Source organism: Streptomyces sp. HSG2, assembly GCF_016598575.1.
Lineage (GTDB): Bacteria > Actinomycetota > Actinomycetes > Streptomycetales > Streptomycetaceae > Streptomyces.
The window spans coordinates 797,737-811,309 of record NZ_CP066801.1 but is presented as its reverse complement, the minus strand read 5'-3'; the positions used below and the strand labels follow the sequence as shown (position 1 = coordinate 811,309).

Annotated in this window: 10 protein-coding genes; 8 read left to right on the top strand and 2 right to left on the bottom strand. The window is 72.6% G+C overall.

The window, feature by feature from the left end:
* Window positions 1-74: 74 nt before the first annotated feature.
* The 6 genes from JEK78_RS03075 (at window position 75) to cyc2 (ending at window position 6,666) form a co-directional block, all read left to right on the top strand.
* Window positions 75-1,199, top strand: a complete 1,125-nt coding sequence (locus JEK78_RS03075) for an ABC transporter ATP-binding protein (protein ID WP_200262557.1) — start codon at window positions 75-77, stop codon at window positions 1,197-1,199.
* Window positions 1,196-1,897: an ABC transporter permease subunit gene (locus JEK78_RS03070; protein WP_200262556.1), complete on the top strand. Its 702-nt coding sequence runs from the start codon at window positions 1,196-1,198 to the stop codon at window positions 1,895-1,897. The genes JEK78_RS03075 and JEK78_RS03070 overlap by 4 nt, the downstream gene beginning before the upstream one ends.
* The gene (locus tag JEK78_RS03065) at window positions 1,894-2,559 is read left to right on the top strand and encodes an ABC transporter permease (protein ID WP_200262555.1); all 666 of its coding nucleotides are present in this window, start codon (window positions 1,894-1,896) and stop codon (window positions 2,557-2,559) included. The genes JEK78_RS03070 and JEK78_RS03065 overlap by 4 nt, the downstream gene beginning before the upstream one ends.
* An 87-nt stretch (window positions 2,560-2,646) precedes the next feature.
* Window positions 2,647-3,603 (top strand): ABC transporter substrate-binding protein, encoded by a 957-nt coding sequence (locus JEK78_RS03060; protein WP_200262554.1) that lies wholly within the window; start codon window positions 2,647-2,649, stop codon window positions 3,601-3,603.
* Between the two features lie 102 nt (window positions 3,604-3,705).
* Window positions 3,706-4,353: a ScbR family autoregulator-binding transcription factor gene (locus JEK78_RS03055; RefSeq protein ID WP_200262553.1), complete on the top strand. Its 648-nt coding sequence runs from the start codon at window positions 3,706-3,708 to the stop codon at window positions 4,351-4,353.
* 129 nt (window positions 4,354-4,482) lie between these two features.
* Complete coding sequence (cyc2, locus tag JEK78_RS03050; protein WP_200262552.1) at window positions 4,483-6,666, top strand: germacradienol/geosmin synthase Cyc2; 2,184 nt, start codon at window positions 4,483-4,485, stop codon at window positions 6,664-6,666.
* A gap of 21 nt (window positions 6,667-6,687) precedes the next feature.
* Here the strand turns inward: cyc2 and treZ are convergent, their stop codons facing one another.
* Entirely contained in the window at window positions 6,688-8,436 is a 1,749-nt protein-coding gene (gene treZ / locus JEK78_RS03045; protein ID WP_242483247.1) for a malto-oligosyltrehalose trehalohydrolase, read from the bottom strand.
* Between the two features lie 156 nt (window positions 8,437-8,592).
* Window positions 8,593-11,055: a malto-oligosyltrehalose synthase gene (treY, locus tag JEK78_RS03040; protein WP_200262551.1), complete on the bottom strand. Its 2,463-nt coding sequence runs from the start codon at window positions 11,053-11,055 to the stop codon at window positions 8,593-8,595.
* Window positions 11,056-11,393: 338 nt separating this feature from the next.
* On the opposite strand from treY, the gene JEK78_RS03035 reads away from it, so the two are divergent.
* Window positions 11,394-12,641: an SAV2148 family HEPN domain-containing protein gene (locus JEK78_RS03035; RefSeq protein WP_200263965.1), complete on the top strand. Its 1,248-nt coding sequence runs from the start codon at window positions 11,394-11,396 to the stop codon at window positions 12,639-12,641.
* A 117-nt stretch (window positions 12,642-12,758) separates the two neighbouring features.
* Window positions 12,759-13,541 (top strand): 3'-5' exonuclease, encoded by a 783-nt coding sequence (locus tag JEK78_RS03030; protein ID WP_200262550.1) that lies wholly within the window; start codon window positions 12,759-12,761, stop codon window positions 13,539-13,541.
* The last annotated feature ends 32 nt before the right edge of the window (window positions 13,542-13,573 follow it).

The window sequence follows — 13,573 nt, the reverse complement described above, 5'->3', positions numbered from 1 at the left end:
GCCCGCCCGCCGGTCCCGGCCGGAGCGGCCGTCGCGCCGGCAAGCGTCCGCCAACCGGGAGGGTGATCGGCGCCTTGATACGGATGGAATCAGTGACCAAGCGGTACCCGGACGGCACCGTGGCGGTCGATCGACTCTCCCTGGAGATACCCGAGCGGTCGATCACCGTCCTGGTCGGCCCCTCAGGCTGCGGCAAGACCACGACGCTGCGGATGATCAACAGGATGGTGGAGCCCACCGAGGGCGCGGTGTTCCTCGATGGCGTCGACATCCGCGAACGCCCCGTCACCGCTCTGCGCAGGTCCATGGGCTACGTCATCCAGAACGCCGGGCTGTTCCCCCACCGCACGGTCCTCGACAACATCGCGACGGTGCCCCGGCTGCTCGGCGTCGGAAGACGGGAGTGCCGGGTCCGCGCCGGCGAGCTCATGGACCGGGTCGGACTCGACGCTGCCCTCGGCCGCCGGTACCCGTACCAGCTCTCCGGTGGTCAGCGACAGCGCGTCGGCGTCGCACGGGCCCTCGCCGCCGACCCCCCGGTGCTGCTGATGGACGAGCCCTTCTCCGCGGTCGACCCGGTGGTCCGCAAGGACCTCCAGGGCGAACTGCTGCGTCTCCAGGACGACCTGGGCAAGACCGTCGTCTTCGTCACGCACGACATCGACGAGGCGGTGAGACTGGGCACCCGGGTCGCCGTACTGCGGAAGGGCGGCGGGCTCGCCCAGGTCGCGCCGCCCGCCGACCTGCTGGCCGACCCCGCGGACGAGTTCGTCGAGGACTTCCTCGGCGCCGACCGCGGCATCCGGCGCCTGTCCTTCTTCCCGTCCTCCGCCGTGCGGTTGACGACCACTCCCGTGGTGCGGATCGACGCGACCGCCGAGCGGATGGCCGCCGCCGAGGGCGTCCCCCGCCTGCTGATGACCGACGCCGAGGGACGCCCACTCGGCTGGGGGGAGCCGGGTCCTCGGGCCGCCGGTGATCCGGACGGTCGCCGACTGGTGCCGTACGGACGCCCTTTCACCCCCGGGGTCGACTCCCTCCGCGTCGCGTTGGACCGCGCCGTGCTCTCGCCGACGGGGTGGGCGGTCGCCGTCGACGCCGACGGCCGGGTCGTCGGCGTGGTCTCCCAGGCCGCCATCGGCGAGGCGATACGCGAATCGCGCGCGCGGGAGACCGAGGAAGCGGGGGCGGAGCGGTGAACGGCTTTCTCGACATCCCGAGCGACCTGCAGAACACCTACGCCGGCCTGATCGGCCTGCACCTGCGGGAGGCGCTTGTCCCCGTCCTCGTGGGGCTGCTGCTGGCGCTGCCGATCGCCCAACTGTGCGTGCGGGTGCCCCGGATCTACCCACCGGTGCTGGGGGCGACGACCGTGCTCTACGCCATCCCGTCGCTGGCCTTCTTCGTCGTGCTGATCGACTACACCGGACAGACCGAGCTGACGGTGATGATCCCTCTCGCCGTCTACAGCCTGGTGGTGCTGGTGCCGGCCATCGTCGACGGCGTCCGGTCGGTGCCCGAGGAGACCCTGGCCGCGGCCACCGCCATGGGCTTCGGCCCCGTACGCCGCTACACGCGGGTGCAGTTGCCGATCGCGGCCCCCGCCATCGTCGCCGGCCTGCGTGTGGCGACGGTGTCCGGGATCTCCCTGGTCAGCGTGGGTGCCCTGATCGGCAATCAGGGCGCGCTCGGCAACCTGCTCGCCGCCGCGCAGAAGTACGACCGACCGGAGTTGGCGGTGACCGCGGTGCTCACCATCGCGGCGCTCGCGGTGGTCTGCGACGCCCTGTTGGTCGGAGCCCGCGCCCTGATGACACCGTGGATGCCGCGCCCCGAACGTCGAGGCGGCCGGAGCGGTGCTCGCACGTCGAGCGCCGGGGAGGGGCGATCGCGGTGAACGTGTGGAACTTCGCCGTCGCGTTCTTCGGCGACGCGACGCAGTGGCAGGGGTACGACGGGATCCCGCACCGACTGCTGGAGCACGCCCGATACTCCTTGCTCGCCCTGGCCCTCGCCGCGCTGATCGGACTTCCCGCCGGCCTGCTCACCGGACACACCGGACGAGGTGGCGACGCGCTGGCGTTCGTCGCCACCGCCGCCCGCGCGCTGCCCAGCTTCGGCCTGCTCGTCCTGATGGCGGTACTGCTCGGCATCGGACTGCTGCCGGCGATGATCCCGCTCGTGGTCCTGGCGGTGCCGCCGATCCTGGTCACCACCTACGAAGCGGTGCGCTCCGTCGACCCCGCCGCGGTGGACGCCGCGCGCGGGTCGGGCATGACCGAGTCGGGCGTGCTGTTCCACGTGGAACTGCCCGTCGCGCTGCCCCTCGTCCTGAGCGGCCTGCGGTCGGCGGCCGTGCAGATCGTCTCCACCGCCACGATCGCCGCCTACGTGGGACTGGGGGGCGTCGGCCGGTACATCGTCGACGGCCTCTACCAGCGGGACTACGGCAAGGTGGTCGGAGGGGCGACGCTCGTCGCCGCACTGGCCCTGGTCACGCTCGCGATCTTCTGGGCCGCCGGCAGGCTGCTGGTGTCCCCGGGAACGCGCCGCGGGTGATCGGGCCGAGACCCGGTGTCCCGAGGTGAGCAAACCGTGACCGGCCCGTTGTTGACGGGCCGCCACCTCGCTGGATTGGATCGACCAATGGCTTCCACCAGACGCTACGGCAGGTTCAGGACGAGACACCCGGGTGCCGGGGCGTTCATGGCCGTGTTGGCCGCCGCGACGCTGCTGGTGGGGTGCGCCTCCGGCGGCGGGACCGACCCGCTCTCGGGCGGGCGGGCGGAGGAGGGCACGGTCGTCGTCGGCTCGAACAACTTCGCGGAGAGCACGCTGTTGGCCGACATCTACGGCGAGGCCATGCGGGCCAAGGGCGTCCGGGTGGCGTACAAGCACAACATCGGCAGCCGGGAGACGACGTACGGTCTCATGCGGAACGGCTCCGTCACCGTCCTTCCCGAGTACAACGGTGCCCTGCTCTCCTACTTCGACCCGGAGGCCGCGCCGGAGACGGTCGAGGAGACCACCGCCGCGATCGAGGAACGCCTCGACGAAGGACTCGCCCTGCTCCGGCCGTCGCGCGCGGAGAACAAGGACTCGGTGAGCGTCAACGCCGAGACCGCGCGCGAGTACGGGCTGACCTCCGAGTCCTCCATCGCCGACCTGGCCGACGTCGCGGGCGAGCTGGTGATCGGCGGATCGCCGGAGTTCCAGACCCGCCACCAGGGCCTGGCCGGGTTGGAATCGGTCTACGGGGTGGAGTTCGCGTCCTTCAAGGCGCTCGACGCAGGCGGTCCGCTGACCCGGACGGCGTTGAAGGACGACACCGTGCAGGCCGCCGACCTGTTCACCACCGACCCGGCCATCGACCGGGAGGGCTTCGTCGTGCTGCGCGATCCGGAGAATCTCTTCGGCTTCCAGAACGTGCAACCACTGGTGCGGGAGGACGACATGCCGGCGGAGGCCGTCCTGGCGCTCGACGCGGTGTCCGCCGCCCTCGACACCGCGACCCTGATGGAACTGGACGCCCGCGTCCAACTGGACAAGGAGGACCCGATGGACGTCGCCGAGGACTGGCTCCGATCGGCGGGCCTGGGCTGAGGGGCGACGCTTCGGCCTGGTGAGTTATCGTGTGTCCGGTGTTGCCAGGGGGGTGACACGGGGGGCCTGCCCCGTCCCTTCCAGCGCAGGAGTGTTCCGCCGATGGCGAGACAGCTACGCGCCGAGCAGACGCGCGCGACGATCATCACGGCCACCGCCGACCTGTTCGACCGGCAGGGCTATGAGAACACCAGTCTCAGCGACATCGTGGCGCACGCGCACGTCACCAAGGGAGCCCTCTACTTCCACTTCGCCGCGAAGGAGGATCTGGCCCACGCCATCATGGAGTTGCAGTCGCGTACCTCGCGTCGTCTCGCGGCGGATCTGGACACGAGGGGGTACTCCCCGTTGGAGTCCCTGATGCGACTGACGTTCGGCATCGCCCGGCTCTCCGTCGAGGGGCCGATACTCCGGGCCGGACTCCGGCTCGCCAACGAAGGCCACGAGGTCCGGCCGCCCCTGACGCATCCCTACACCGAGTGGATGGAACTGGCCTCCACCCGGCTCTCCCGGGCGCTGGACACCGCGGACCTGCACCCCGACGTCGACGTCGACGCGGTCAGTCACGCCCTCGTCGCCTCCTTCGTCGGCACCGATGTCGTGGGGCGCACGCTGGACGCCCTGGACCTTCGGCCCCGCCGGGTCGCCGAGATGTGGCGACTGATGATCCGGTCCCTGGTGCCGGTCACCCGACGCGCCCGCTACGTCGCGCTCGCCGCGGGCTTGGAGCGCGAGGTCGGTCGATCCTGAACCCCCGTGCCGGGCGCGGTGGGTGACGCCGGCGTGGGGCGATTCCGGCGTTCGACCCGGATTCACGCGATGGTGTGATCATGTGTCGCCCGGTGGATGGTGTCGAAAGGGCCTGGGTAGTGCCGGGCCATGACGCAGCAGCCCTTCGAACTCCCGCACTTCTACATGCCGTATCCCGCGCGGCTCAACCCCCACCTCGACGAGGCCCGTGCCCACTCCGCGGCCTGGGCCCGCGACATGGGGATGCTGGAGGGGTCGGGGGTCTGGGAGCAGGCCGACCTGGACGCCCACGATTACGGCCTGCTCTGCGCCCACACCCACCCCGACTGCGACGGACCGGCCCTGTCGCTGATCACGGACTGGTACGTGTGGGTCTTCTTCTTCGACGACCACTTCCTGGAGAGGTACAAGCGCACCCAGGACCGCGCCGCCGGCAAGGCCCACCTGGACCGCCTGCCGTCGTTCATGCCGCTCGACCTCGCACAGGAGATCCCGGAGCCGGCGAACCCGGTGGAGGCGGGACTGGCCGACCTGTGGGCCCGCACGGTGCCCGCCATGTCGGTGGACTGGCGCCGCCGTTTCGCCGTGTCCACCGAGCACCTGCTCAACGAGTCCCTGTGGGAACTGTCCAACATCAACGAGGGGCGGGTCGCCAACCCCGTCGAGTACATCGAGATGCGACGCAAGGTGGGAGGGGCCCCCTGGTCGGCCGGGCTCGTCGAATACGCCACGGCCGAGGTGCCGGCCTCCGTCGCGGCTTCCCGACCCCTGCGGGTGCTGATGGAGACCTTCTCCGACGGCGTGCACCTGCGCAACGACCTGTTCTCCTACCAGCGGGAGGTACAGGACGAGGGGGAACTGAGCAACGGGGTGCTGGTCCTGGAGACCTTCTTCGACTGCGGCACCCAGGAGGCCGCCGACGCCGTCAACGACGTCCTCACCTCCCGGCTGCACCAGTTCGAGCACACCGCCTGCACCGAGGTGCCCGCTCTGGCGGTGGAGCGAGGGCTCACCCCGGAGGAGGTCGCCGCCGTCGCCGCCTACGCCAAGGGGCTCCAGGACTGGCAGGCCGGAGGCCACGCCTGGCACCTCAGCTCCAGCCGCTACATGAACGCCGGCACGTCCGGCCCCGACACCCCGTGGCGGGCGCCCATCTCCGTCGGCTCAGCCGGCGACGTCCGCGCCCTGCTGGCCGCCGCCGGCGCGGAACGACTGCGCTCTTACACCAACGTCCCCTTCCAAAAGGTCGGCCCCTCGATCATCCCGGACATCCTCATGCCCTTCCCGCTGAGGCTCAGCCCGGCCCTCGACGGCTCACGCCGGCACCTAGCCGAGTGGGCGGAGCGCATGGGCATCCTCGGCGAGGGGGTCTGGGACGAGGACAAGCTCGCCGGCTGCGACCTCGCGCTCTGCGCGGCCGGCCTGGCCCCCGATGCCACCCAGGGCCAACTCGACCTCGCATCGGACTGGCTGGCCTTCGGTACCTACGGCGACGACTACTACCCGCTCGTCTTCGGCCACCGCAGGGACCTCGCCGCGGCCCGGCTGACCACGGCCCGCCTGTCGGCCTGCATGCCCCTGGACGGGGAGCCGGTGCCACCGCCCGTCAACGCCATGGAACGCTCGCTGATCGACCTGTGGACCCGCACCACCGCCCACATGACACCCGAGCAGCGCCGTCCGCTCCGGGCGGCCGTCGACGTGATGACCGAATCCTGGGTCTGGGAGGTCTCCAACCAGCTCCAGAACCGTGTCCCCGACCCGGTGGACTACCTGGAGATGCGGCGTGCCACCTTCGGGTCCGATCTGACCCTCGGGCTCTGCCGTGCCGGACACGGTCCGGCCGTTCCGCCCGACATCTATCGCAGCGGGCCCGTGCGCTCCTTGGAGAACGCCGCCATCGACTACGCCTGCCTGCTCAACGACGTGTTCTCCTACCAGAAGGAGATCGAGTACGAGGGCGAGGTCCACAACGCCGTCCTGGTCGTGCAGAACTTCTTCGGCGTCGACTACCCGAGGGCCCTCACCGTCGTGCACGACCTGATGACACAGCGGATGCGTCAGTTCCAGCACGTCGTGGCCCACGAACTGCCGGTCCTGTACGACGACTACGCTCTCTCCGACGAGGCGAGGGACGTCATGCGGGGCTACGTCGAGGATCTGCGGAACTGGATGGCGGCCATCCTCAACTGGCATCGCCAGGTGCCCCGGTACAAGGCGGACTACCTGGCCAGGCGGACGCACGGCTTCCTCCCGGACCGTGCTCCCGCCGTGCCCGTTCCCCGGTCGGCGGCGCTCTCCCTGCCCGGCTGAGCGCTCGTCCTCCGGGCTCCCTCAGTCCTGAAGGAGAACCACACCGGTCTCTCCGGGCACTCGCAGCGCGCCGTCCGCGCCGGGTGCCCGGACCGGTTCCCACGCGGCGAGGACCCGGGCCGGGCGAGCCCCGACCGGGATGTCGGCGGGCGACGGGCCGAGGTTGACGGCCACCTTCAGCGAGCCGCGGCGGAACGCAACCCAGCGGTGGTCGTCGTGGTCCCAGGCGACCCTGGTGTCGCCGAGGTCGGGGTCGGTGAGGTCGGGCCACGCGTGCCGGAGGGCGATCAGGGTGCGGTACCAGGCGAGCACGCGGGAGTGCGGCGGGCGTTCGGATTCCGACCAGTCGAGGCAGGAACGCTCCCTGGTGGCCGGGTCCTGCGGGTCGGGCACCTCGTCCTCGCACCAGCCGTGTGCGGCGAACTCCCGCCGTCTGCCGTGCCGGACCGCGTCGGCCAGCTCGGGGTCGGTGTGGTCGGCGAAGTACTGCCAGGGCGTGGCCGCCGCCCACTCCTCGCCCATGAACAGCATGGGAGTGAACGGCGCGGTCAGCACGAGCGTCGCCGCGCAGGCCGACAGCCCGGGGGAGACCAGTGCCGAGAGCCGCTCGCCCCGGGCCCGGTTGCCGACCTGATCGTGCGTCTGCGCGTAGCCCAACAACCGGTGGCCGGACAGCCGGGCGCGGTCCAGCGGGCGCCCGTGGCCCCGCCCCCGGAAGACCGAGTGGTCGCCCTCGTGGAACCAGCCGCGGCGCAGGGTCTTGGCCAGGGCGCCCAGCGGGTCGGGGGCGAAGTCGGCGTAGTAGCCGGTCGACTCCCCGGTCAGGGCGGTGTGCAGGGCGTGGTGGAAGTCGTCGTTCCACTGGGCGTGGACGCCCAGCCCACCCTGTCCGCGCGGGGTGATGAGCCGAGGGTCGTTGAGGTCGGACTCGGCGATCAGGAACAGGGGGCGGCCGGTCTCGACGGCCAACGCGTCGACCGCCGTCGACAACTCCTCCAGGAAGTGTCGTGCCCGGGTGTCCACCAGCGCGTGCACGGCGTCCAACCGCAGCCCGTCGATCCGGTAGTCGCGCAACCAGGCCAGGGCGCTGCCGATCAGGAAGGAGCGGACCTCGTCGGAGCCGGGCGCGTCCAGGTTGACGGCCTGGCCCCACGGGGTGCGGTGGGCCTCCGTGAAGTACGGCCCGAAGGCGGGCAGATGGTTGCCGGAGGGACCGAGGTGGTTGTGCACCACGTCGAGGACCACGCCGAGTCCGAGGTCGTGGGCCCGGTCGACGAAGCGCTTCAGCGCCTCGGGCCCGCCGTACGGCTCGTGCACCGCCCAGGGCGACACCCCGTCGTACCCCCAGCCGTGCCGGCCCGGGAAGGGACACAGCGGCATCAGCTCCACGTGGGTCACCCCCAGCCCGGCCACGTGTGCCAGCCGCTCCGCCGCGGCGTCCAGCGTCCCCGCCGCGGTGAAGGTCCCCACGTGCAGCTCGTAGAGCACGGCGCCGTGCAGTCCGCGCCCGCCCCACCGGCTGCGCCAGGCATACCGGGCGTGGTCCACCACCGCGCTCGGCCCGTCCGGTCCTTCGGGCTGGCGGCGCGACCGGGGATCCGGGCGGATCGGCCCCCCGTCCACCGCGAACCCGTAGCGTGAACCGTCTGCGGCCTCGGCCGTCCCCGACCACCAGCCCGCCCGCCCCGGGTCGCGTCGCATCGCGACGGACGAACCGTCGCAGTGCAGCGTCACTCGCTCGGCCTCCGGTGCCCACACATCGAACCGCACGGACGATTCCCCTTCCTCGGCCCACGGTGACGGAGACCATGCTCCAGCAGGACGGCCCGATTCGTCGCCGATCGCGGTCGAACCGGCGGGTTTCGCACCCTCGGCGGCGTGGACCCCACCGTCGGCCGCACACCCCCGTGCCCGACGCACCGTCGCTCACCCCCGGTCCGGTGCCCGGTCGTCCCGGTCCTGACCGTCGGCGCCCGGCCCCGTCCGCTCCAGCAGTGCCACGGGGAGCGGCGTGAAGAGGTCCGCCACCCCGACCCGTCCGGTGAGGACCCGCCCGGGGGCGAGCGTGTCCGTCCACGAGCCCGGCGGCAACGCCAGCAGGGTCCCCCGCCATCCGCCGGCCTCCGCCAGGCGCAGCGACAGCCGGGTGACCGCCGTCAGCGCCCCGCCGGACCGGGTGAAGGCCACACAGTGGGCCGAGGCGGGCCCCTCGGCGCGCGTCGGCGTGTATGTCGCGGCGCCACCGAAGAGCTCCGGACGACGGGCCCTCAGGGCCAGCGCGGCGCGGGTCACCTCCGCCTTGACATCGGCGTCGGACCACGCGCCCGGCTCCGCCCCGTCGTCCCCCCGCGAGAACGGCGGATCGACCGGGCGACGGTTGTCCGGGTCCACCAGCGCGCGGTATTCGCGCTCCGTGCCCTGGTACAGGTCCGGGACGCCCGGCATGGTCAGGTGCAGCAACGCCGCGCCCAGGACGTTGGCGCGCACGTGCGGCTCCAGGGCCGTGCGCAGGGCGGCCACCCTCGCTCCGCCCGGCCCGCACGGACCGTTCGCGACGAACCGCTCCACGGCCGCCTCGTAGACCGGATCCGGCTCCGTCCATCCCGTGTGGGTCCCCGCCTCGCGGGCGTGTTTGGTCAGGGCGGCCAGGAGACGGTCGCCGTCGGCGGAGCCCAGGCCGAACACCGTCTGCCAGGCCGTCCACGTCAACGTGGCGTCGGGCCCTCCTCCACCCGCCCGGACCACCTCGGCCAGGGTGCCCTCCCAACGGTCTGGGCACTCGCTGAGGACCGCGACCGCCGCGCGGACGTCCGCGCTGCGTTTGGTGTCGTGGGTCGACAACACCGTGCCGGACGACGGCCACTCGCGCTGCGTCCGCGCGCAGTGGGCGTGGAAGCGCTCGGGTGACAGCGCGGGGGTGCCGGGGTCCCCTCCGACCTCGTTGGCGGACGCCAGTGGCACGAACCGGTAGAAGGCCGTGTCCTCGACGGACTTGGCACGCAACGCCGACGACGTCTGGGCGAACCGCGCCCGGAAGGCGGCGTGCTCCGGCCCCTCCTCCGTTCGGCCCCCCAGCAGCAACCCGCGGACCGCGTCCACCGCGTCCGCCTCCGCCGGCACCGCGAACGCCCTCCGCGCCTCGTCCGCGGCCCCGGCGGTGACCACCGACGCCGCGTCCTCCTCCGGGTACGGGCGATACACCTCCAACCTCACCAGCAACTCCCGCAACGCAGAACTCAACGCCCAGGGGGCGTGGTCCCGCAGGGCGAGATCCGGGGAGGACACGCACAGCCGGTGCGCCGCCCGAGTGAGCCGGGCGTGTTCGGTGGCCAACTCGTGGTCCAGCACCCCATAAGCGGCCCGCCGCACGGTCCCCGCCCACTCCCCGCCCTCGTCGTCTGGGGGCTTCGCGAACCGCCGATAGGAGGACAGAAGTCTGGTGTGTCCGACCGGGTCGACGAACAGCCCGTCGACGTGACGGAGGGCGTCGTACCCGGTGGTCCCGGCGACCGGCCACGTGGCGGGCAGGCGCTCGCCGTCGGCCAGGATCTTCTCCACCACCGTCCACCGGCCGCCCGTCGCCTCGTTCAGCCGGGCGAGATAGGCCCCGGGGTCGGCCAGACCGTCCGGGTGGTCCACGCGCAGTCCGTCGACGACCTCCTCGCGTACCAGCCGCAAGATCGTCGCGTGCGTGGCGTCGAACACCTCGGGGTCCTCCACCCGGACTCCGATCAACTCCGAAACACTGAAGAAACGACGATAGTTGAGCTCCGTGCGGGCCAGCCGCCACCAGACCGGGCGATACCACTGGGCGTCCAACAACCGGGGCAGGGGCAGCGTGCCGGTGCCCTCGCGCAGCGGGAAGGCATGCCCGTGGTAGCGCAGTACGTCCCCCTCGACCCGCAGGTCCCCGGCCACCTCGCCGAGCGGACCCCCGAGCACCGGCAGCAGCACCCGCCCGCCCTGCGCCTCCCAGTCGATGTCGAACCATCTCGCCCGCCGCGACTCCGGCCCGTCCCGCAGGACCTCCCACAACGCGGCGTTGTGCCGGGGAGCCATGGCCATGTGGTTCGGCACGATGTCGACGACGATTCCCATCCCGCGCCGACCGGCCGCGGCGGCCAGTGAGCGCAGCCCTTCCTCGCCGCCGAGTTCGGCGCGCACCCGGGTGTGGTCCACGACGTCGTACCCGTGGAGGGAACCTGGCACCGCCTCCAGGATCGGCGAGAGGTGCAGATGCGACACGCCGAGGGATGCCAGGTACGGCACGGCCGCCGCCGCCGCGCCGAACGGGAAGGAGGGCCGCAGCTGAAGCCGGTAGGTCGCCCGGGGGCCCTCGGTGGGCGGGAACCCCGAGTGAGCTTCCGAGGCCGCTCGCGCAGATGTCATAAGGCCCCTGTGTACCGGTCGGCGCGGCCCGCGACCACACCGACGCCGACTCTTTCGGGTGAGAGCCGTCGACGGTGGCGCCCCCGCCGCGTTCTCGCCGGGCCGCCTCGATCCACCGTCCGATCCTGCCGACGAACCGTTCACCCTCGCCCGCGACCGGTCCGCGGGCGCCCGACCGCCCCCCTCGCCCGCGGTCGAAGGCGGGCCGAGCGAGCGCGCGGCGCCGACCTCGCGTTCCGCGAGCCTGGGCATCAGGCTGCGTCGTGGACCTCCCCCGGAGTAGTCTTCCTTGATCGTTGAGCCGGGAAGTGCCCGGGCGAGTGGAAGGCGGTGCGCGGGTGGGCTCGGGTGGGCTGGAGCTGCCCCCTGGTGACGACGGTCACGAGGGGGACCCCGTGGACGTCGGGCCCGGTACGGTCTCCTTGGCGCGACCAATCGACGAGGGCACGATAGGGCCGGAGCTGGCGTGGGACCCGGCCGTCTGGGGCGAGGTGCGCGTCCGAGCCCAGCGCGCCGGCCGGGCCTACGTCTGGCTGAACCTGGTCGAGCAGCGGCTGCGCGCCGTCGTGGCCGCCGTCCTGCGACCGGTGTACGAACCGGTGCACGGCGACGACTGGGTGGTCGCCGCCGCGGGCCCCGCCGGACAGGAGTGGGTGCAGCGCGCCGTCGCCGTGCGGGAGGTGAGCCGTCGCAAGGGCTACCTGCTGGACCCGGCCGACGACAACGTCCTGAGCTTCCTCACCCTGCCTCAGCTCCGGGAGCTGATGGCGCAGCACTGGCCCTGCTTCGAGCCGTGGGTCGACGAACGCCGGGACGTCGAGCTGGCGCTGGACGAGCTGGAGGTCACCCGGAACGTCGTCTCCCGCAACCGCGCCCTGTCCGCGGCCGTCCTCAACCAGGCCGAACGCGCCTCGGCGCGACTCCTCGCGGCCCTGGGCGCCGGGAGCGAGGTCTCCGCCGCGGGCCGGATGCCCGTCGACGCGGTCGAGGACCTGGTCGGCGACCGCTACGCGGACGTCGTCGCGGTCCACCCCGACCGGGTGCGACTCCTCAGGCAGTTCCCGGCCGAGGACATCTTCGGCGGCGCCCGCCGCCTCGACGCCATCGGGATAGGACTCAACCTGCTGGTGCAGAACTTCTCCGGCCGACGGCTGGTCCGCCTGGCCGACGCGGGCACGCGGGTGCGGCTGCTCTTCCTCAACCCGGCGTCCGGCGCGGCCAAGCGGCGGGAGCGGGAGCTGGGGCTCAGGCGCGGTGAGCTGAGTCGGGCGGTGGAGACGAACATCCTGCACATGCGTCGGGTGCGGTCCCGGCTGCGGGACCCCGGGGCCTTCGAGATCCAGGTCTTCGACGAGACCCCCCGCTTCACCGCCTACCTGGTCGACGGCGACGGCCCCGAAGGCGTGGGCGTGGTGCAGTCCTACCTGCGTCGGACCCGGGGCATGGAGGCACCGGTCCTCGTCCTGCGCAACGGACGGAACTCACAGCGGGTCGTCACCGCCGGCGGCGTCGACGAGGCGGGACTCTTCACCACCTACCGCGAGGAGTTCGAGCTGATGTGGACGGACTCCCGCCCGGTGTCCTGACCGGGGATCCCCGTGCCTCCGCCCGCGCGCGGGCGGAGGCACGATCGACGGCTGTCGGTGCCGCGTGCGAGTGTGGAGGCCACCGGGGGAAAGCACCACCGAGAAGGGGGGCCGCTCATGGGCCGGCACCGGGAATCGCTGATCGGATTCGACCTGGAGACCACGGGCACCGATCCGCTCCGGGCGCGGATCGTCACGGGAGCCGTGATCGAGCTCGCGGGAGACGAGCCGACAGGCCGGCGCACCTGGCTCGCCGACCCCGGCGTTCCCATCCCGGAGGACGCCGCGGCCGTCCACGGCGTCACCACCGAACGCGCCACCACCGAGGGCCGCCCGGCCCACGAGGTGGTCGACGCCATAGCCGAGGTACTGGTGGCGTACTGGCAGGCGGGAGTCCCGGTCGTCGCGTACAACGCGGCCTTCGACCTCACCCTGCTCTCCGCCGAGCTGAGCCGGCACGGGCTCGACTCGCTCCGCGACCGCCTGGGCGGCGGACCCCCCGCCCCGGTCGTCGACCCCTACGTCATCGACCGATTCGTCGATCCGTACCGGCGCGGCAAACGCAACCTGGAAGCGGTCTGCGCGGAGTACGGTGTCCCGCTGGAGACGGCCCACGAGGCGTCCGCCGACGCCCTCGCCGCCGCCCGACTGGCTCGCGCGATAGCCGAGCGGCACCCCAAGGTCGCCGCGCTCGGCCCCGCCGAACTGCACGACCGTCAGGTGCGCTGGAGCGCCGACCAGGCCGCCGACCTTCAGGCCTTCCTTCGTCGCAAGGGCCGGGAGGGCGCCGTGGTCGACGGCTCCTGGCCACTGCGCGGCGGTGTCCCGGGCGCGCCGGCCGACCCACCGGCCTCCCGTCCGACGGGCGGCACCACGCCCGTCGCACCCGTAACGCCCTGACGGGACCGCCCCTGCGGACGGCGCGTCCCGCG

Coding starts and splice junctions, on each gene's coding strand:
- JEK78_RS03055 (WP_200262553.1), top strand. CDS start 3,706: ATGGCGAGACAGCTACGCGCCGAGCAGACGCGCGCGACGATCATCACG.
- cyc2 (WP_200262552.1), top strand. CDS start 4,483: ATGACGCAGCAGCCCTTCGAACTCCCGCACTTCTACATGCCGTATCCC.
- JEK78_RS03030 (WP_200262550.1), top strand. CDS start 12,759: ATGGGCCGGCACCGGGAATCGCTGATCGGATTCGACCTGGAGACCACG.
- treY (WP_200262551.1), bottom strand. CDS start 11,055: ATGACATCTGCGCGAGCGGCCTCGGAAGCTCACTCGGGGTTCCCGCCC.
- JEK78_RS03060 (WP_200262554.1), top strand. CDS start 2,647: ATGGCTTCCACCAGACGCTACGGCAGGTTCAGGACGAGACACCCGGGT.